The 19,548-nt window shown below is 57.0% G+C and carries 9 protein-coding genes, 2 tRNA genes, 4 rRNA genes and 1 pseudogene; 9 read left to right on the forward strand and 7 right to left on the reverse strand.

The features are described 5' to 3' along the window. The first annotated feature begins 149 nt into the window (after positions 1–149). The 6 genes from DJ564_RS01650 to rrf (DJ564_RS01675) all read left to right on the forward strand — a co-directional run bounded on the left by DJ564_RS01650 (position 150) and on the right by rrf (DJ564_RS01675) (position 5,603). Positions 150–1,688, forward strand: a 16S ribosomal RNA gene (locus tag DJ564_RS01650). 83 nt (positions 1,689–1,771) lie between these two features. After that, positions 1,772–1,848, forward strand: a tRNA-Ile gene (locus tag DJ564_RS01655). 27 nt (positions 1,849–1,875) lie between these two features. Beyond that, positions 1,876–1,951, forward strand: a tRNA-Ala gene (locus tag DJ564_RS01660). A gap of 250 nt (positions 1,952–2,201) precedes the next feature. Beyond that, positions 2,202–5,093 (forward strand): 23S ribosomal RNA (locus DJ564_RS01665). A 173-nt stretch (positions 5,094–5,266) separates the two neighbouring features. After that, positions 5,267–5,382 (forward strand): 5S ribosomal RNA (rrf, locus tag DJ564_RS01670). A gap of 105 nt (positions 5,383–5,487) precedes the next feature. Continuing rightward, positions 5,488–5,603: ribosomal RNA gene (gene rrf / locus DJ564_RS01675) — 5S ribosomal RNA — on the forward strand. Together the 16S, 23S and 5S rRNA genes with 2 tRNA genes alongside form the textbook arrangement of a ribosomal RNA operon. A gap of 319 nt (positions 5,604–5,922) precedes the next feature. On the opposite strand, the pseudogene DJ564_RS01680 reads toward rrf (DJ564_RS01675), so the two are convergent. Continuing rightward, a pseudogene (locus DJ564_RS01680) lies at positions 5,923–6,790 on the reverse strand (FecR domain-containing protein); the annotation flags it as partial. A gap of 201 nt (positions 6,791–6,991) precedes the next feature. Here DJ564_RS01680 and DJ564_RS01685 point away from each other — a divergent pair. Continuing rightward, positions 6,992–8,872, forward strand: a complete 1,881-nt coding sequence (locus tag DJ564_RS01685; RefSeq protein WP_109627161.1) for a methyl-accepting chemotaxis protein — start codon at positions 6,992–6,994, stop codon at positions 8,870–8,872. Between the two features lie 145 nt (positions 8,873–9,017). On the opposite strand, the gene DJ564_RS01690 is transcribed toward DJ564_RS01685, so the two are convergent. The 5 genes from DJ564_RS01690 to DJ564_RS01710 form a co-directional block, all read right to left on the reverse strand. After that, the gene (locus DJ564_RS01690; RefSeq protein ID WP_109627162.1) at positions 9,018–9,485 is read right to left on the reverse strand and encodes an SRPBCC family protein; all 468 of its coding nucleotides are present in this window, start codon (positions 9,483–9,485) and stop codon (positions 9,018–9,020) included. A gap of 22 nt (positions 9,486–9,507) precedes the next feature. Beyond that, positions 9,508–12,918, reverse strand: a complete 3,411-nt coding sequence (locus DJ564_RS01695) for a non-ribosomal peptide synthetase (RefSeq protein WP_109627164.1) — start codon at positions 12,916–12,918, stop codon at positions 9,508–9,510. A gap of 13 nt (positions 12,919–12,931) precedes the next feature. Further along, a complete protein-coding gene (locus DJ564_RS01700) occupies positions 12,932–13,861 on the reverse strand; it encodes a diiron oxygenase (RefSeq protein WP_109627166.1) in 930 nt (309 codons plus the stop codon). After that, positions 13,858–14,634: a DUF3050 domain-containing protein gene (locus DJ564_RS01705; RefSeq protein WP_109627168.1), complete on the reverse strand. Its 777-nt coding sequence runs from the start codon at positions 14,632–14,634 to the stop codon at positions 13,858–13,860. The genes DJ564_RS01700 and DJ564_RS01705 overlap by 4 nt, the downstream gene beginning before the upstream one ends. 714 nt (positions 14,635–15,348) lie before the next feature. Continuing rightward, positions 15,349–16,059, reverse strand: a complete 711-nt coding sequence (locus tag DJ564_RS01710; RefSeq protein ID WP_109627170.1) for a GntR family transcriptional regulator — start codon at positions 16,057–16,059, stop codon at positions 15,349–15,351. A gap of 220 nt (positions 16,060–16,279) precedes the next feature. On the opposite strand from DJ564_RS01710, the gene lapG reads away from it, so the two are divergent. Continuing rightward, a complete protein-coding gene (gene lapG, locus DJ564_RS01715; protein WP_109627171.1) occupies positions 16,280–16,972 on the forward strand; it encodes a cysteine protease LapG in 693 nt (230 codons plus the stop codon). Between the two features lie 14 nt (positions 16,973–16,986). Beyond that, positions 16,987–18,933, forward strand: a complete 1,947-nt coding sequence (gene lapD, locus DJ564_RS01720) for a cyclic di-GMP receptor LapD (protein WP_109627174.1) — start codon at positions 16,987–16,989, stop codon at positions 18,931–18,933. 156 nt (positions 18,934–19,089) lie between these two features. On the opposite strand, the gene DJ564_RS01725 is transcribed toward lapD, so the two are convergent. Further along, positions 19,090–19,428 carry a tryptophan synthase subunit beta gene (locus DJ564_RS01725; RefSeq protein WP_109627175.1) on the reverse strand — a complete coding sequence of 113 codons (339 nt, stop codon included), beginning with the start codon at positions 19,426–19,428 and terminating at the stop codon, positions 19,090–19,092. Between the last annotated feature and the right edge of the window lie 120 nt (positions 19,429–19,548).

Consider the following 19,548-nt stretch of genomic DNA (forward strand, 5'->3'; position numbering starts at 1 on the left):
CTGAATCAAGCAATTCGTGTGGGTGCTTGTGGAGTCAGACTGATAGTCAACAAGATTATCAGCATCACAAGTTACTCCGCGAGAAATCAAAGATGTAACCAACGATTGCTGAGCCAAGTTTAGGGTTTCTTAAAAACCCAAAGATGTTTGAACTGAAGAGTTTGATCATGGCTCAGATTGAACGCTGGCGGCAGGCCTAACACATGCAAGTCGAGCGGCAGCACGGGTACTTGTACCTGGTGGCGAGCGGCGGACGGGTGAGTAATGCCTAGGAATCTGCCTGGTAGTGGGGGATAACGCTCGGAAACGGACGCTAATACCGCATACGTCCTACGGGAGAAAGCAGGGGACCTTCGGGCCTTGCGCTATCAGATGAGCCTAGGTCGGATTAGCTAGTTGGTGAGGTAATGGCTCACCAAGGCGACGATCCGTAACTGGTCTGAGAGGATGATCAGTCACACTGGAACTGAGACACGGTCCAGACTCCTACGGGAGGCAGCAGTGGGGAATATTGGACAATGGGCGAAAGCCTGATCCAGCCATGCCGCGTGTGTGAAGAAGGTCTTCGGATTGTAAAGCACTTTAAGTTGGGAGGAAGGGCATTTACCTAATACGTAAGTGTTTTGACGTTACCGACAGAATAAGCACCGGCTAACTCTGTGCCAGCAGCCGCGGTAATACAGAGGGTGCAAGCGTTAATCGGAATTACTGGGCGTAAAGCGCGCGTAGGTGGTTTGTTAAGTTGGATGTGAAATCCCCGGGCTCAACCTGGGAACTGCATTCAAAACTGACAAGCTAGAGTATGGTAGAGGGTGGTGGAATTTCCTGTGTAGCGGTGAAATGCGTAGATATAGGAAGGAACACCAGTGGCGAAGGCGACCACCTGGACTGATACTGACACTGAGGTGCGAAAGCGTGGGGAGCAAACAGGATTAGATACCCTGGTAGTCCACGCCGTAAACGATGTCAACTAGCCGTTGGGAGCCTTGAGCTCTTAGTGGCGCAGCTAACGCATTAAGTTGACCGCCTGGGGAGTACGGCCGCAAGGTTAAAACTCAAATGAATTGACGGGGGCCCGCACAAGCGGTGGAGCATGTGGTTTAATTCGAAGCAACGCGAAGAACCTTACCAGGCCTTGACATCCAATGAACTTTCCAGAGATGGATTGGTGCCTTCGGGAACATTGAGACAGGTGCTGCATGGCTGTCGTCAGCTCGTGTCGTGAGATGTTGGGTTAAGTCCCGTAACGAGCGCAACCCTTGTCCTTAGTTACCAGCACGTAATGGTGGGCACTCTAAGGAGACTGCCGGTGACAAACCGGAGGAAGGTGGGGATGACGTCAAGTCATCATGGCCCTTACGGCCTGGGCTACACACGTGCTACAATGGTCGGTACAGAGGGTTGCCAAGCCGCGAGGTGGAGCTAATCCCAGAAAACCGATCGTAGTCCGGATCGCAGTCTGCAACTCGACTGCGTGAAGTCGGAATCGCTAGTAATCGCGAATCAGAATGTCGCGGTGAATACGTTCCCGGGCCTTGTACACACCGCCCGTCACACCATGGGAGTGGGTTGCACCAGAAGTAGCTAGTCTAACCTTCGGGAGGACGGTTACCACGGTGTGATTCATGACTGGGGTGAAGTCGTAACAAGGTAGCCGTAGGGGAACCTGCGGCTGGATCACCTCCTTAATCGACGACATCAGCTGCTCCATAAGTTCCCACACGAATTGCTTGATTCATTGAAGAAGACGATAAAGAAGCAGCCCGAAATTGGGTCTGTAGCTCAGTTGGTTAGAGCGCACCCCTGATAAGGGTGAGGTCGGCAGTTCGAATCTGCCCAGACCCACCAATTTTGTGTGGGAACCTGTAGAAATACGGGGCCATAGCTCAGCTGGGAGAGCGCCTGCCTTGCACGCAGGAGGTCAACGGTTCGATCCCGTTTGGCTCCACCACTACTGCTTCTGTTTGTTGAAAGCTTAGAAATGAGCATTCCATTGTGATGATGGTGAATGTTGATTTCTAGTCTTTGGATTAGATCGTTCTTTAAAAATTTGGGTATGTGATAGAAAGATAGACTGAACGTTACTTTCACTGGTAACGGATCAGGCTAAGGTAAAATTTGTGAGTTGCTCTTAATTGAGTATTATCGAATTTTCGGCGAATGTCGTCTTCACAGTATAACCAGATTGCTTGGGGTTATATGGTCAAGTGAAGAAGCGCATACGGTGGATGCCTTGGCAGTCAGAGGCGATGAAAGACGTGGTAGCCTGCGAAAAGCTTCGGGGAGTCGGCAAACAGACTTTGATCCGGAGATGTCTGAATGGGGGAACCCAGCCATCATAAGATGGTTATCTTAAGCTGAATACATAGGCTTAAGAGGCGAACCAGGGGAACTGAAACATCTAAGTACCCTGAGGAAAAGAAATCAACCGAGATTCCCTTAGTAGTGGCGAGCGAACGGGGACTAGCCCTTAAGTGGCTTTGAGATTAGCGGAACGCTCTGGAAAGTGCGGCCATAGTGGGTGATAGCCCTGTACGCGAAAATCTCTTAGTCATGAAATCGAGTAGGACGGAGCACGAGAAACTTTGTCTGAATATGGGGGGACCATCCTCCAAGGCTAAATACTACTGACTGACCGATAGTGAACTAGTACCGTGAGGGAAAGGCGAAAAGAACCCCGGAGAGGGGAGTGAAATAGATCCTGAAACCGTATGCGTACAAGCAGTGGGAGCCCACTTTGTTGGGTGACTGCGTACCTTTTGTATAATGGGTCAGCGACTTATTTTCAGTGGCGAGCTTAACCGAATAGGGGAGGCGTAGCGAAAGCGAGTCTTAATAGGGCGTCTAGTCGCTGGGAATAGACCCGAAACCGGGCGATCTATCCATGGGCAGGTTGAAGGTTGGGTAACACTAACTGGAGGACCGAACCGACTACCGTTGAAAAGTTAGCGGATGACCTGTGGATCGGAGTGAAAGGCTAATCAAGCTCGGAGATAGCTGGTTCTCCTCGAAAGCTATTTAGGTAGCGCCTCATGTATCACTGTAGGGGGTAGAGCACTGTTTCGGCTAGGGGGTCATCCCGACTTACCAAACCGATGCAAACTCCGAATACCTACAAGTGCCGAGCATGGGAGACACACGGCGGGTGCTAACGTCCGTCGTGAAAAGGGAAACAACCCAGACCGTCAGCTAAGGTCCCAAAGTTATGGTTAAGTGGGAAACGATGTGGGAAGGCTTAGACAGCTAGGAGGTTGGCTTAGAAGCAGCCACCCTTTAAAGAAAGCGTAATAGCTCACTAGTCGAGTCGGCCTGCGCGGAAGATGTAACGGGGCTCAAACCATACACCGAAGCTACGGGTATCACTTAGGTGATGCGGTAGAGGAGCGTTCTGTAAGCCTGTGAAGGTGAGTTGAGAAGCTTGCTGGAGGTATCAGAAGTGCGAATGCTGACATGAGTAACGACAATGGGTGTGAAAAACACCCACGCCGAAAGACCAAGGTTTCCTGCGCAACGTTAATCGACGCAGGGTTAGTCGGTCCCTAAGGCGAGGCTGAAAAGCGTAGTCGATGGAAAACAGGTTAATATTCCTGTACTTCTGGTTATTGCGATGGAGGGACGGAGAAGGCTAGGCCAGCTTGGCGTTGGTTGTCCAAGTTTAAGGTGGTAGGCTGGAATCTTAGGTAAATCCGGGATTCTAAGGCCGAGAGCTGATGACGAGTGTTCTTTTAGAACACGAAGTGGTTGATGCCATGCTTCCAAGAAAAGCTTCTAAGCTTCAGGTAACCAGGAACCGTACCCCAAACCGACACAGGTGGTTGGGTAGAGAATACCAAGGCGCTTGAGAGAACTCGGGTGAAGGAACTAGGCAAAATGGCACCGTAACTTCGGGAGAAGGTGCGCCGGTGAGGGTGAAGCATTTACTGCGTAAGCCCATGCCGGTCGAAGATACCAGGCCGCTGCGACTGTTTATTAAAAACACAGCACTCTGCAAACACGAAAGTGGACGTATAGGGTGTGACGCCTGCCCGGTGCCGGAAGGTTAATTGATGGGGTTAGCTAACGCGAAGCTCTTGATCGAAGCCCCGGTAAACGGCGGCCGTAACTATAACGGTCCTAAGGTAGCGAAATTCCTTGTCGGGTAAGTTCCGACCTGCACGAATGGCGTAACGATGGCGGCGCTGTCTCCACCCGAGACTCAGTGAAATTGAAATCGCTGTGAAGATGCAGTGTATCCGCGGCTAGACGGAAAGACCCCGTGAACCTTTACTATAGCTTTGCACTGGACTTTGAATTTGCTTGTGTAGGATAGGTGGGAGGCTTTGAAGCGTGGACGCCAGTTCGCGTGGAGCCAACCTTGAAATACCACCCTGGCAACTTTGAGGTTCTAACTCAGGTCCGTTATCCGGATCGAGGACAGTGTATGGTGGGTAGTTTGACTGGGGCGGTCTCCTCCTAAAGAGTAACGGAGGAGTACGAAGGTGCGCTCAGACCGGTCGGAAATCGGTCGTAGAGTATAAAGGCAAAAGCGCGCTTGACTGCGAGACAGACACGTCGAGCAGGTACGAAAGTAGGTCTTAGTGATCCGGTGGTTCTGTATGGAAGGGCCATCGCTCAACGGATAAAAGGTACTCCGGGGATAACAGGCTGATACCGCCCAAGAGTTCATATCGACGGCGGTGTTTGGCACCTCGATGTCGGCTCATCACATCCTGGGGCTGAAGCCGGTCCCAAGGGTATGGCTGTTCGCCATTTAAAGTGGTACGCGAGCTGGGTTTAGAACGTCGTGAGACAGTTCGGTCCCTATCTGCCGTGGACGTTTGAGATTTGAGAGGGGCTGCTCCTAGTACGAGAGGACCGGAGTGGACGAACCTCTGGTGTTCCGGTTGTCACGCCAGTGGCATTGCCGGGTAGCTATGTTCGGAATAGATAACCGCTGAAAGCATCTAAGCGGGAAACTAGCCTCAAGATGAGATCTCACTGGGACCTTGAGTCCCCTGAAGGGCCGTCGAAGACTACGACGTTGATAGGTTGGGTGTGTAAGCGCTGTGAGGCGTTGAGCTAACCAATACTAATTGCCCGTGAGGCTTGACCATATAACACCCAAGCAATTTGCTTGCTTCGAGCCCAAAGGCGAAAGAGCACCAGATTGCGGTGTGTGAAGACGAAACGAACCGAAAGTTCGAGATACTCACAAAACACCAAGCTGTCACATACCCATTCGCTGGAGCGTGAACCCGCAAGGGCCCACGACCTGGCTACCGAATTTCTTGACGACCATAGAGCATTGGAACCACCTGATCCCATCCCGAACTCAGCAGTGAAACGATGCATCGCCGATGGTAGTGTGGGGTTTCCCCATGTGAGAGTAGGTCATCGTCAAGATTAAATTCCGAAACCCCAATTGCGAAAGCAATTGGGGTTTTGTTTTAGTAGAAGTCACCAATTTTGCTGGCACGTTACGACTGTAACGTGCTGGTCACAGAATTTCTTGACGACCATAGAGCATTGGAACCACCTGATCCCATCCCGAACTCAGCAGTGAAACGATGCATCGCCGATGGTAGTGTGGGGTTTCCCCATGTGAGAGTAGGTCATCGTCAAGATTGAATTCCGAAACCCCTGTCTGCTAACGCAGACAGGGGTTTTGTCTTTCTGGGAGCCCCAAAAGCTTTACCCCAGACTGGCTCACGGCCTCCAGGCCCGAACCACTGAGCAAAGGATCAGCGCCTGATCGACCGAACAGTTGACGCCCGCTAGTTTGCGCCGGTTGGCAACAAGTCGACACCCAGCGTGGTAGAGAACAGCGCCGCGCGAACGGCGTGGCGTGAAATGCAGGTGTCCGGAGTGAGACAAGGAAGATTCTTACCGATGGCGCGCATATTGACTAAGCCGGGCTTGTACGAAAAACCCGCCACAAATAATTCAGACTTGCCGCTCCAGCGTCACCCACCAGCGAGTGCGATAGCGCAACTGCACGGGCAGGGTTTGCGGCAGAATGGCCATCTGCTTATCGGTGCTATCCAGGCGGAAGACTCCGGACAGTCGCAAGTCGGCAATGTCCGATGAGCACGTCAGATAACCGTGCCGGTAGCGTGCGACCTCATTGAGGAATTCCCTCAGGCGCATGTTGCGAGTGACGATCAAGCCATCGACCCACGCGCCGGCATCCATATCCAGCGGCGCCGCCACTTTCGCCTAGTGGTGGTCGGTTAAATAACTCTGCCCGGCCTGCCTCCGAATCGGCTCACCCTCAGCGACCCGTGGCGAATGAATCGCGACGATGCCGCTGGTGACACTGAGCCGTGTGCAGTCATCGTTCTGACGCAGGATGAACCGCGCCCCCACGTCTTCATACACCGCGTGACCACTTTGCACACGCAACGGTGGATCAAATGGAGACGCTTCGTCGATCCCGCCGCAGGTCACGATGATTTTGCCGCGCGTCAGTTTGATTAGCCGTTGCTGCGCGGTGTAATCGAGATCCACCGCGCAGACGGTGTCGAGCTCCAGTCGGGTGCCGTCGGGCAATTGGAACCCCGTTGCTCCCCCTTGGCGGTGACTAGTCGGCGGTCCGCTGTTGCCAACCCACCGCATCCTTTCCCAGCCATGCCGCCGAACCTACCAGCAACGCACCTGACAACAGCTTCAGAGCCTGTTGTCGTCCCAATCCCTGGGCGCTGTTTTCCAGGGTGTTGAAGGGGATTTGAGCACCGGGTACGACGCGCGGATTGCTGCTCAGCTCGGCTTGCAGAAACTGCACGCGCTGCCACCCCAGTTCGTGTTCCAAATGCTACGCGCGCAAGACGGCACGCCGTTCGGCGGGAATGTCGGGCATTTCATACAAACCCCTAAGATTTCTCCGACTGGTGCCGACAGACTGGGGAGACATGCGTGCACCAAAGTAGCGCGGCCGAAGAATACCGCCTGCGCTGTTACATGGAATGTTGCACCTGGAACGCATCCCCACTTTTTGCATAAGAAGTCCCATGAAATGAATCTCAAATTCAGCCATAAAATCCTTCTGGCCGCCTCTGGCGTCGTGGTGCTGGCTTTTGCGTTGTTCACTTTGTACAACGACTATCTGCAGCGAAACACCATTCGGCAAAACCTCGAATCCTCCGTCCAGCAAGCCGGCGATCTGACGGCCAGCAGCGTGCAGAACTGGATGAGCGGCCGTGTGCTGGTCCTGGAAAACCTCGCGCAGAACGTCGCTCACCAAGGCGCCAACGCGGACCTTCCTGGCCTGGTTGATCAACCGGCCTTCACCTCGAACTTCCAGTTCACCTACGTTGGCCAAGCCAATGGCGTGTTCACCCAACGCCCCGACGCGAAGATGCCGGACGGTTACGATCCGCGTCAGCGTCCCTGGTACAAACAAGCCGTGGCTGCCGACAAAACCATGCTGACGCCGCCGTACATGGCAGCGGTCGGTGGCTTGGTGGTGACTATCGCCATGCCGGTGAAAAAGAACGGTGAATTGCTCGGCGTAGTCGGCGGTGACCTGAGCCTGGAAACCCTGGTGAAGATCATCAACTCGGTGGACTTCGGTGGCATCGGCCACGCGTTCCTGGTCAGCGCCGACGGTCAGGTGATCGTCAGCCCGGACAAAGACCAGGTGATGAAAAACCTGAAAGACATTTACCCGAACGCTGGCGTGCGCATCGAGAAGGGCAATCAGGACGTCACCCTGAACAATCAGGACCGCATCCTCTCGTTCACCCCGGTGAGCGGTTTGCCAAATGCCGAGTGGTACATCGGTCTGTCAATCGATAAGGACAAGGCCTACGCACCACTGAGCCAATTCCGCACCTCCGCGCTAATCGCAATGTTCATCGCCGTGAGCGTTATTGCCGTGCTGCTGAGCCTGCTGATCAACGTGCTGATGCGTCCCCTGACCACCATGGGCCGCGCGATGCAGGACATCGCCCAAGGTGAAGGCGACCTGACCCGTCGTCTGGCCGTGGAAAGCAAAGACGAGTTCGGTGAGTTGGGCGGTTCGTTCAACCAGTTCGTGGAGCGGATTCACGCCTCCATTTCCGAAGTGTCCTCGGCGACCCGTCAGGTCCACGATTTGTCGCAACGAGTGATGGCATCGTCCAACGCCTCGATCGTCGGTTCCGACGAACAAAGCGCACGCACCAACAGCGTGGCGGCGGCGATCAACCAACTGGGTGCCGCCACTCAGGAAATCGCGCGCAATGCCGCCGATGCTTCGCAGCATGCCAGCGGCGCGAGCGAGCAGGCGGACGATGGTCGTCAGGTGGTGGAGAAAACTATCCTGGCCATGACCGAGCTGTCTCAGAAAATCAGCCTGTCCTGCACCCAGATCGAAACCCTGAACGCCAGCACTGACAACATCGGGCACATTCTCGATGTGATCAAAGGCATCTCCCAGCAGACCAACTTGCTCGCGCTCAACGCCGCCATCGAAGCGGCACGTGCCGGTGAAGCCGGCCGTGGTTTTGCGGTGGTGGCGGACGAGGTGCGCAACCTGGCGCATCGCACGCAAGAGTCGGCGGAAGAGATCCACAAGATGATCACCTCGCTGCAGATCGGTTCTCGCGAAGCGGTGACCACCATGAACGCGAGTCAGGTTTCCAGCGAAGAGAGCGTCGAAGTGGCGAACCAGGCGGGCCTGCGACTGGTCAGCGTGACCCAGCGCATCGGCGAAATCGACGGCATGAACCAGTCGGTGGCTGCGGCGACCGAAGAGCAGACGGCGGTGGTGGAAACCCTCAACGTCGACGTCAACCAAATCAACTTGCTGAACCAGCAGAGCGTGGCGAACCTCAATGAAACGTTGAAGGATTGCGATGCGTTGTCGTTGCAGGCGAACCGGTTGAAGCAGTTGGTGGATAGCTTCAAGATCTGATCAAGGCCCGTTCTACCACGTTATCGTTCTTCGCGAGCAAGCCCGCTCCCACATTCGACCGCATTCCTTCAGAAGGAAATCGGTCAACCTGTGGGAGCGGGCTTGCTCGCGAAAGCGGTACAACAATCACCGCTTAACCAAAGCCCTACACAAACAGCTTCAATACATTATTCATCGCATCATCCGCAAACCCCTGCACAAAATCCTTGAACCCCGGCAACGCCTCATCACCGCCCTGCGCCGGTTCGGCAATGATGGTCCAGGTCGCCCGCGACTTGCCCGCGCCCAGCGGTTCTACACTCATCGCCGCCCACAGATTGGCCACGCCCAGCGTGTTGTAAATCGTGGTCCACGTCATGTTCAACGCCTGTTCATCCCGCGAGTTGAGTTGCTCGACCACCAGGTTGCCGTCCTTGAAGAATTTCTTGCGCAGCGACGACACGCCTTCGCCCGTCATCTCGATGTGCGACAGCGCCGGAATGAATTGATCGAAGCCGGCAAAGTTGCCGACCACCGCCCAGACCTGCATGGCATCCGCCGGCACTTCCACCGAAGACACGACGTGGCAGCCTTCAGGGTTTTTGATCAGGGTATCGGGTTGCAGGGTTTTCATGGTTTTGCTCCGGTTGAGTGAATCAGATGAAATTGATTTCTTTGAGGTAGTCGCAGCCGCGACGCAGCAGCGCCGGGGATTTTTCCGGGTAGTGCGCGCCCATCTGCCGCACGCCGGCCTGGGCGTTGGCGTGGCCGATCATCGAGATGTCGCCGATGTCTTCCTCGAAGCCGTTCAGGTAGAAACCGAGCACGCCGAACAGCGCGTTGTCGCTGTCGACCCGGCCCAGTTGCTGCTGCCAGTCGGCGACGCTGACCATCGAAAACTCCCGGCCGGCCTCACGGAACGACGCGACGTAATCGTCCCAACTCAGGGGCTCGGGGTTGTGCAGGTTGAACACTGCTTTTTCAGGCGAATAACGGCTGGCATGGAAGGCGATGAAGCGAGCGAGAAAGTCCACCGGCATCAAGTCGAAGTTAAGCGCGAACTCCGGCACCTGGCCGAGCTGGATCGAGCCTTTGAGCATCAACATCAAACGATTTTTGTGCGGCTGACAAACGCCAGTCAGGCTGTTGAAACTGATGTTGCCGGGGCGATAGAGATTGACCCGCACCCCACGCTCGCGCGCCCGTTCGAGGATCCGTTCGCCGACCCATTTCGACAGGTTGTAGCCGTTCTTGATGTAGATCGGCGGCGTCTGCGCGGCGGGTAATTCCAGCACCCGGCCATCGTCTGCAATCGTGCTCGATGCCGAGAGCGTGGAGACGAAATTGAAGATCTTCTTGCTGCGCCCCTCGCATAACCTGAGGCATTCGAAAATCGGCTCGACGTTGTCCCGCGCCAGCGACTCGTAATCGAGCACGTGATTGACGTTGGCAGCGTTGTGCACCAACGCGCCGAACTCTCGATCGAGGCGTTCGTAAACTTCAGCATCCAGACCCAGTGCCGGACGCGTAATGTCCGCCGCGTAAACTTGTACCCGGCTCAGATCCAGATGCTCCAGACGGTTTTCCCGCAAGGCGTGAGCGAAGCGCTCGGGCGCTGATTGCCCGCCGCCATCGCGCACCAGGCAGGCGACTTCAGTGACGCCCCATGCCAGCAACGCCTCGACGATGTGCACACCGACAAAACTGTTGGCGCCGGTGACGATCACCTTGTGCACATCGCCCATGCGGCTGATGGGCAGCGGCTGAATATCCAGTTCACGGAAGGCATCCGCCAGCGCCTGCACACTCAGGACTTCCTCGGTGCCAGAGCCACGCACCAACGTCGCCAGCTTCGCAATGGTCGGCAATTCAATGAAGCGGTTGATCGAGATGCTGCGACCGAATTCCTCCCGCAATCGCAGCAGCATCCGCGACAACAGAATCGAATGGCCGCCCAGATTGAAGAAGCTTTCGTCGGTCGAAATATCGCTGGCCGGCAGCTCCAGCAGCTCGGCCCAGATCTCCAGCAACAGCGCTTCGTCGGCGCTGACGGGCAAGCGCCGCGCGGTGTTTTCGGCCACATTCACCGACATCGCCAGCAGCGCTTGGCGGTCGACCTTGCCGTTGCTGGCGAACGGCATGCTCGGCAGTTCGGTCCAGGCAATGGGTTGCATGTAGTCCGGCAAGAACTGCAGCGCATGCGCCTTTAAGGCTTCGCGAGCGGCACCTGGTTGTTCCTCCTGAGGTTGCGCGAGGAAAGCCAGAATTCGTCGCTGACTGTCGATGACCACCGCCACTTGGCGGTACAACTGGCTGTCGCGCAGGCAGCGTTCGATCTCTTCCGGCTCGACACGAAAGCCGCGGATCTTCACCTGATTGTCCCGTCGTCCGCACAGCTCGACTCCGTCGCGGGTCCACTTCGCCATGTCGCCGGTACGGTAGGCGCGCAGGCTCTGGCCGTCCGGCAAGTGCAAGCCCAGGTAACGCTCGGCTGTCTGCTGCGGGTTGTTCAGATAACCCAGGCACACGCCCGGCCCGACGATGTACAACTCACCCACGGTCTGCTCGGCCACCGGTTGAAACGCCTCGTCGAGAATCAGCACCTGGCTGTTGGAAATCGGCGCACCGAGGGTGCGGTTGCTGTCGCCGGCGCGCAGCTGACGCGCGGTGATCAGCACCGTGGCTTCGGTCGGGCCATAGAGGTTGTAGAGGTTGCCCTGACGGGTGAGCTGCTCGATGACGTAGGGCTCGCAGACATCGCCACCGGTCATTACATGATCCAGAACCTGCAGCTGATCCAGCGGCAGAATGCTCAACAATGCCGGCGGCAAAAAGGCGTGGCTGAGGCGTTGATGGCGGATCAGCTCGACCAGTTGCAATGGATCACGGCGTTGGTCGTCGCTCGGCACGATCAGTTCGGCGCCCTGAAGCAGGGTCGGGAAAATATCGATCAGCGACGAGTCGAAACTCAACGACGAAAACTGCAAGGCCCGACTGTGTTCGGTCAGCTGCACATAGTCGGCGTACCACGCGGTGAAGTGCGCGAGGTTGGCCTGGCTGAGCAACACGCCTTTGGGATGCCCGGTGGTGCCCGAGGTGTAGAGCGCCATGCACGGCGCATTGAGGTCGGGGCGCTGGCGCATCAAGGGTTGGCTGAAGTCCACGTCATCAACGTCGATGCAACTGATGTCCAGCGCCGGCATTTCATCGGCGAGTGGATGTTGGCCGTCATGCAGCAACAACACCGCCCCGGCATTCGAAAGGATGTACTGCTGACGTTGCAGCGGATGGCTCGGCTCCAGCGGCAAATACACCGCGCCGCTGCCCAGAATCGCCAGGATCCCTGCATACAACGCGCTGCATTTCGGCAAGCAAATCCCGACCACCAACGGCCCTTGATACTGAGCGAGCAATGGCAGCAAGCGCTGCTGGATCGCGCGGCTGTGAGCATGCATCTGCCGATAGCTCAGCGAGGTGCCGTCGATGTTCAGCGCGGGGCGTTCGGCGGACTTGATGAAACGCTGTTCGAGGCGCTCGATCATCGGGATCCGGGCGAGTTCTTGCAGCCACGGTTGAGCCGTGTTGTTGAGTTGATGGATGAACGCCAGGCGTTCTAAAAACAGCAGATTTTCCACTTGGTCAAAATGGGCTGTCGATGCCGGCTCGGCGTGAAGAAAGTACTCGGCATCCCGTGAGAATCGACTGACCAGCAGCGAGACATGGTCCACCAGTGCCGCCATCACTCGCAGGCGCAACGCCTGGCCGTTGCCAGAGGGCTCACCGGCAATCGGCACGCGCGTGAACAGCGTCGATCCAAGCATGCACAGCAGGTCCATCGACGGCAACCCAGTAATGTCTGGCGCGCCAACACCCAGTTGCAGCGTCAGATGCGGCGCATCACCCGGGACTGAAAACGCCTGGCTGGCGTCATCAATCAGCAGGTCGAACGACGGCGCCTCCTCGAACGCCTCGAGCCGCACCAGCGAATGACCTTGTTGTTCAAGTTCCAGCGCCAGGTCGGTCAAGGCCTGGCTTTGCCCAATGAGCAGAATGTCGAGACGTCTCATGATGTTCTCCTCGTTAAACCAGGTAGTCGCTGAGGGCGTCTTGCACGCACGGCGAATCCAGCAGCGAACTGCTGTGGAAAAACCGTACGATGTTGGCGACCAGCGGGTGATGACGATTGATCGGGAAGGCCATGCCCGAGATTTCGTTCTTGAGTGCCTGGCGTGTCGCGTCGCTGATCTGCAAGGATTCGATCAAGCGAAAGTCGAAGGACTTCTGGATGTCGTTGGTCAGGTAATGGCCGATGAACACCGGCAGGATTTTCGCGATGAGCTGGCGGTCGTCTTCGCTCGCGGTGTGCCAATAGATGCGCACCATGCGTGACCAGAACCCGGAGTGGCGGCCTTCGTCGAGCAAGTGGTCGGCCATCAGGCCCTTGATCGATTGTTTGACCGTGTCGTCCTTGGCAAACGCTGCTACATCGCCGGTTACAGTGTTCTCGGCGATGGCCACGCAGATCAGTTCCACGGCGCTGCGCAAATGCTCCGGTGCGAGGGCCACGGCCGCCGGAATCGCCCGGCTCAGCTCGATTTCATCCGGCAGCCGGATTGGGGTGATGCCGGTCATGGCGACGGTCTGCTGCATGAAATCCATGGCCACCAGCGCGTGGTAATCCTCGTCGACCACCACGGTCATCGCGTCATAGCGACAGGCGAACGGGAACGCCACGGCGAAGCGATTCTTGGCGATGCTGCGTGCGGTCTTGTCGACGATTTCGGTTTCAAAAATCACCACGTCGTTGATGAATTTGTAGAGCGTCTGCACCAGTGCGAAGTCCCGCTGTTCCGGGCATTCGCGCAGGAAGGTTTCACTCAGCACCAGTGGCTGGCGGCTCAACGGATAGATCAACTTGTCATCGTTCTCCAGCACCCGCCGGGGCCGTGTGCGGATGGTCGCTCGGCTTTCCCAGGCGTCGGCGAAGGATTGGTAGTCGGCGGCGTTCATGCGTTCACCTCTGCAACCGGTTCGCTCATGCTCAGGCGCAGGCCATCCCACAGGGCGATGCGGCTTTCCACGGCGGCGATGGCGCTGGCGTAGACGTCTTCTTCGCGTTGCGAATCGCCATTGACCAGCCGTGCCAGGAGCTTTTCTGCCGCCGGGCCGTGGTCCTCGGAATCGACTTCGATGTGCCGCTCCAGGTAGTAGCGGAAGGTAGGCGCTTGCTCGATGCCGATGCCCCAGTCGTCGAGAATCCGCTGGAACATCTGCGGAATGACACTCTCACGACCATGCAGAAACGCCGCGGCGACGCTGTGTCCTGGTGCATGCAGCGCGGTGTGCAAGGTGTGCCGCACGAATTGCGCGGCCGCCGGATCGACGTCAACGCTTTGCAACGCCACGTCATAACTCACGCCTTCTTGTTGCAATGCCACGAAGCGTTCCACGGCGACCGTGCTGGCCCCGACTTCGCGCATTGCATCGAGGTACAACTCGAAGTGACTGTAATGACCCTGGGCCGGACGATCATCAGACTCTTCACCCAGTACGATCTCATTGATAAGACGCGCGGCCTGCGGATCTCGCGGTGGCAGCCAAGGCAGTTGAACGCACGTCAGTTCCTGTTGCAGGCGTTTGGTTAGCGACATGAAATCCCAGACTGCAAAGACATGGGTTTCCATGAACCGTTGAAGTACCGAGAGTGAATGTATTTCAGAGAAAATCGGGTGCGCACTAAGTTCTGCTTTCTTCTGGTTGAGGCGGTCTTTATTCGTTTTCATGAGCGGGCCTATAAGTGATCTGAAGTGCCGTTAAGAATGTTGTGATCAATAAGTGACGGTCGTTTAACGTTTTTTATTGGCGAGCAAATGCCTCAATTAAATTGATCTCATTAAGTGCGATGCAGTCGTTTTGGTGCCGTGTTTACTGGTAGCGGAGAAAAACTAATACACGAATAAAGTGTCGGGCAAGTTATTTTTATATTATTTGCAAGTTCAGCTTTCTCGCGCGCGACAAGTTCCAATAAAACTATAACTGTCGGTTTTATTTGGGCGTAGTTGCTCCTTTCGGCGAAGTATCGTCAAAATTCAAATGAAGAGTGAATGCCTCACTCAAAGCAACTTTCAAAGTTGTTCCGTTGAATGCTTCAAGGGGGTGGAAGTTGGCTGGGATTGACGCCGGTGCTTCCTTTCCCGTGACAAGACTCCTTCCGTAGGTTCTTGGTGCGAGGACTGCACCGCCAATGCGGTGCGCCGCCCGTTCATTATTCGTTGGCAGCCCAAGAGTGAGCGTAAATCACGGCCGCCGCTATCGCCCGGACGTCATCTTTGCTGGCGTATTGATGGAGCTTGAGGAAGGTCAATCGATGGCAAGACGTTGGAGAGGGAAGTGCGGTCGCTGAATGCTTGGTGTGAACCGAGGGGATGGGTAAGGAGATTATCCACGGCAAGCGCGGCGCGCAGTTCGAACTGCGCGCCCAGGCTTGGCGCCGGGATTTACCGGGAAGTTTTCTTGCTCTGTGCTTCAGGGCTGTTGAGGTAGCGCGTGATGACCTCAACACCGCGATTGAGGTGGTGTTCGAGCATTTTCACCGCGCTTTCGATGTCGCGGTCTTCGGCGGCCAGTAACAGCGCCCGGTGATCATCCTGGGACAGTTTGCCCAGGCCCATGGCTTCCAGGTTGAAGCGCAGGAAGCGCTCCTCTTCGTTCAAGCCGTCTTCAATCAGTCTCAAGAGCCGACGGTTAGGTGCCTTGCTGTAAAGCGACATGTGGAAGAGGCGATTGAGCCGTCCGATCTCGGCGTAGTCTTGTTCTGTCTCCAGGCTATCGATATAGCGGGCTGCGTCTTCGAGATCCTTTGCATCAAGCAAGGGAATCGACAGGCGCAACGCCTCCGACTCCAACAGAATCCGTAACGCATAGGTTTCGACGGCATCGCCCTGTACCAGCGGTGCAACCACCGCGCCTTTATGGGCGATGACGTTCAGCAGCGACTGAGCTTCAAGTTGGCGCAAGGCTTCGCGCACCGGCATGCGGCTGACACCGAACAGGTCGGCCAGATCTTGCTGGCGCAACGCGGTGCCGCAGGGAATGCGTCCATCGAGAATGGCCGAACGCAGGGTTTCTTCGATCACCGAGCGTGCCAGATGAGCGGGAATCGGCCCGTTGACCTTGATGCTGCTGAGGGGATTGGGCTTCTGTGTCACGACTACGCACCCTGTCTGGCTGAAATATTTGGATCCAAATGGACACTAGTGACTGCCATGCAGCTTGTCAAACGGACAAAAGACCGCAGCCTTCGACTCTTCATGTCATTCACCATTCAAAGTCTAGCGCGTCGCCGGTGATTGCACCGTGCCATTGTCTTTTAACGGGCTAACCTGCACCATCAACCGAATTCCACCTGCCTGACCTGGATGCCTCGCATTGGCGGTACCTTTCGCGATCCCTCGGACTTTGCGCTGGCTGTGCTGCGCGTTGCTGCTGGCCGGCGTCATGCTGGGCGGGCTGCATGCCGATTGGGATTTTTCGCTGATCAGCCGCAAGGCGCAGGCCTTGTACGGGCCATTGGGCGACGGGAAGCCGCGCATCGACGCCTGGCAACAGTTGCTGGCCACGCAAAAACAGGTCAGCGAGCTTGAACAGCTCAATGTGGTCAACCGGTTTTTCAACAAGCAGGTGCGTTACGTTGAAGACATCGACCTGTGGCACGAGGTCGATTATTGGGAAACACCCATCGAAGCCCTGTGGAAGGGCGCCGGCGATTGCGAAGACTACGCGATCGCCAAATACTTCAGCCTGCGCCATCTCGGCGTTTCCAGTGACAAGCTGCGCATCACTTACGTCAAGGCTCTGCGGTTGAACCGGGCACACATGGTGCTGACTTACTACTCGAGCCCCGAGGCCATGCCGCTGGTGCTCGACAGCCTGATCGATGCAATAAAACCGGCCAGCCAACGAACCGATCTGCTACCGGTCTACTCTTTCAATGCCGAAGGGTTGTGGTTGCCGGGCGCCAAGGGCAACAAGAAGGTCGGTGATACCAAACGCCTGTCTCGCTGGCAGGACGTGTTGAAGAAAATGCAGGCCGAAGGTTTTCCGGTCGAGACGACTAACTAGGAGCACGCGCTCAGATGTCTTTGTTCAAACAGCTGTTGATCGCTATCTGTCTGTTCCTGGTGGTCGCCTTCACCGGCAGCTTCATGGTCAGCCTGGAAAGCTCGCGCACCCAGTACGTCAACCAGTTGCGCTCCCACGCCCAGGACGCCGCGACGGCATTGGCGCTGTCCCTGACACCGAATATCGACGATCCGGCGATGGTCGAGTTGCTGGTCAGTTCGATCTTCGACAGCGGTTATTACGCGAGCATCCGCGTGGTTGATCTCAAGACCGACCAGACCATCGTCGAGCGCAACGGCATTCCGGCGGTGAACAACGTGCCGGACTGGTTCATCAAAATGATCGGCCTGGAACCGGCCGGCGGCGATGCGCTGGTCAGCCGAGGCTGGGAGCAGGCGGCGCGGGTCGAGGTGGTCAGCCACCCGATGTTCGCCTTGGCCAAACTGTGGCAGAGCGCGCTCGGCAGCCTCGGCTGGTTATTGATTTGCGGCGCAGTGAGCGCGGTGTTGGGTGCGCTGTTGTTGCGTCGACAACTGAAGCCGCTGGACTACATGGTCAAGCAATCCCACGCCATCGCTCGCCGCGAATTCCTCAGCCTGCCGGAACTGCCGCGCACGCCTGAACTGCGCCGTGTGGTGCAGGCGATGAATCAGATGGTCGAGAAGCTCAAGGCGCTGTTTCAGGAACAGGCCGAGCGCAGTGAAAAACTGCGGGTCGAGTCCTATCAGGACAACCTGACGGGTCTGGCGAATCGTCGCTATTTCGAGATGCAGTTGAATGCCCGGGTGAGCAATCCGGAGCAGGCGAGTTCGGGTTATCTGCTGTTGTTGCGGGTCAAGGACCTTGCCGGTTTGAACCAGCGTCTGGGTGGTCAGCGCACCGACCAATTGTTGCAAGCCGTGGGCGAGCAACTGTCCCGCGAGTGCGCCAAGTACCCGGAAACTCAGAACCTCGTCACGAGGATCCGTGGCGGTGAGTTTGCCGTGCTGGCGCCGGGGCTGGTGCGCGAAGAAGCGCTGCAACTGGCGCAGAACCTCGACAGTGCCTTGGCGAGCCTGCATGCGACCGGCGCCACTGACGTGGCCTCGGTCGCGTCAATCGGGCTGGCACCGTTTGTTCATGGCGATTCACCGCAAGCCGTACTCGGGCTGGGCGACCAGGCACTCGCCCAGGCTGAAGGGCAGGGAGAACAGAGCTGGGCGTGCCTCGATCACAGCGCTTCGGCCAGCGTCGGGGATGACCATCACGCCTGGAACAACTTGCTGGATCAGGCGCTGAATCAGCGGCGTTTCCAGTTGTATTTCCAACCGGTGGTGGCCACTCAGGACACGCAACTGGTGCTGCATTACAAGGTGCTGTCGCGGTTGATCGACGACCAGGGCCAGACCATTCCCGCCGGACGCTTCCTGCCGTGGCTCGAGCGCTTTGGCTGGACCGCGCGCCTGGATCGGCTGATGTTGGAGCTGGTGCTTGAGCAGATGGCCGAGCATGAAGAGTCGCTGGCGCTGAACCTGTCTTCGGCAACGCTGGCCGATCCGCAGGCGCTGAATAAAGTCTTCGAGATTTTGCGTGCCCACTCCGACCTCGGGCCGCGGCTGACCCTGGAAATCGGCGAGGAGCAACTGCCCGAGCAAGCGATGCTGGAAGAACTGACGCGGCGTTTGCGTGAGCTTGGGTTCTCGTTGAGCCTGCAACGGTTTGGCGGGCGCTTCAGCATGATCGGCAACCTGGCGCGGCTGGGGTTGGCGTATCTGAAGATCGACGGCAGTTACATCCGCGCGATTGATCAGGAAAGCGACAAGCGCCTGTTTATCGAGGCGATCCAGCGGGCGGCACACAGCATTGATCTGCCGTTGATTGCCGAGCGGGTGGAAACCGAAGGGGAGTTGCTGGTGATTCGGGAGATGGGGTTGTATGGGGTTCAGGGGCAGTTGTTTGGTGAGCCGAAACCCTGGCAATAAGGCGTTATAGCTGCATCGCCAATGAGTCCGCCTTCGCAAGCAAGCCCGCTCCCACAGTGGAGCTGTGTTGACCACTAAATCCGGGTCACCCCAAAACCCTGTGGGAGCGGGCTTGCCCGCGAAGGCGCCAGTGCAGACACCAATGAACTCGGGGCCCTAGATCAACCCCGTCTCATCATCATCGATCAAATGACTCAACCCACCCAACGCCTCACGGGCCTGGGTCCGGTCCATCAGCTTGGCCTGGGCGGCAGCCGGCAGGTCGGTGACGCGGATCACGCCCTTGCTGGTCAGGACCTGGATCAAGTCGTCGAGTACCCGGATCATTTCCAGGTCGCTCTGCTTGAGCTGCTTGAGGCTGGTTTCCATCACTTCATTGGCATACCAGGCCTGGATTTCATGGTGGTCGGCTGGCAGCGTTTCCGTGGCCTCGGCGTAGGCCGCGGCTTCCACGCGCACTAACTGACCTTGCGCATCGCGTTGCACGTAGAACATTGAGCATCCCTCAGAATTGAACCAGCGTCATGCTGTCAGCAGCATAGGCCAACTGGACGCGAGTATGCGGTGCGGCGACGAAATCGTCACCGGGGGATGGGTACAAATGCAACGGCCGCC

Source organism: Pseudomonas sp. 31-12, assembly GCF_003151075.1.
GTDB lineage: Bacteria > Pseudomonadota > Gammaproteobacteria > Pseudomonadales > Pseudomonadaceae > Aquipseudomonas.

Coding starts and splice junctions, on each gene's coding strand:
- DJ564_RS01685 (WP_109627161.1), top strand. CDS start 6,992: ATGAATCTCAAATTCAGCCATAAAATCCTTCTGGCCGCCTCTGGCGTC.
- DJ564_RS01690 (WP_109627162.1), bottom strand. CDS start 9,485: ATGAAAACCCTGCAACCCGATACCCTGATCAAAAACCCTGAAGGCTGC.
- DJ564_RS01705 (WP_109627168.1), bottom strand. CDS start 14,634: ATGAAAACGAATAAAGACCGCCTCAACCAGAAGAAAGCAGAACTTAGT.
- DJ564_RS01700 (WP_109627166.1), bottom strand. CDS start 13,861: ATGAACGCCGCCGACTACCAATCCTTCGCCGACGCCTGGGAAAGCCGA.
- lapD (WP_109627174.1), top strand. CDS start 16,987: ATGTCTTTGTTCAAACAGCTGTTGATCGCTATCTGTCTGTTCCTGGTG.
- DJ564_RS01695 (WP_109627164.1), bottom strand. CDS start 12,918: ATGAGACGTCTCGACATTCTGCTCATTGGGCAAAGCCAGGCCTTGACC.
- DJ564_RS01725 (WP_109627175.1), bottom strand. CDS start 19,428: ATGTTCTACGTGCAACGCGATGCGCAAGGTCAGTTAGTGCGCGTGGAA.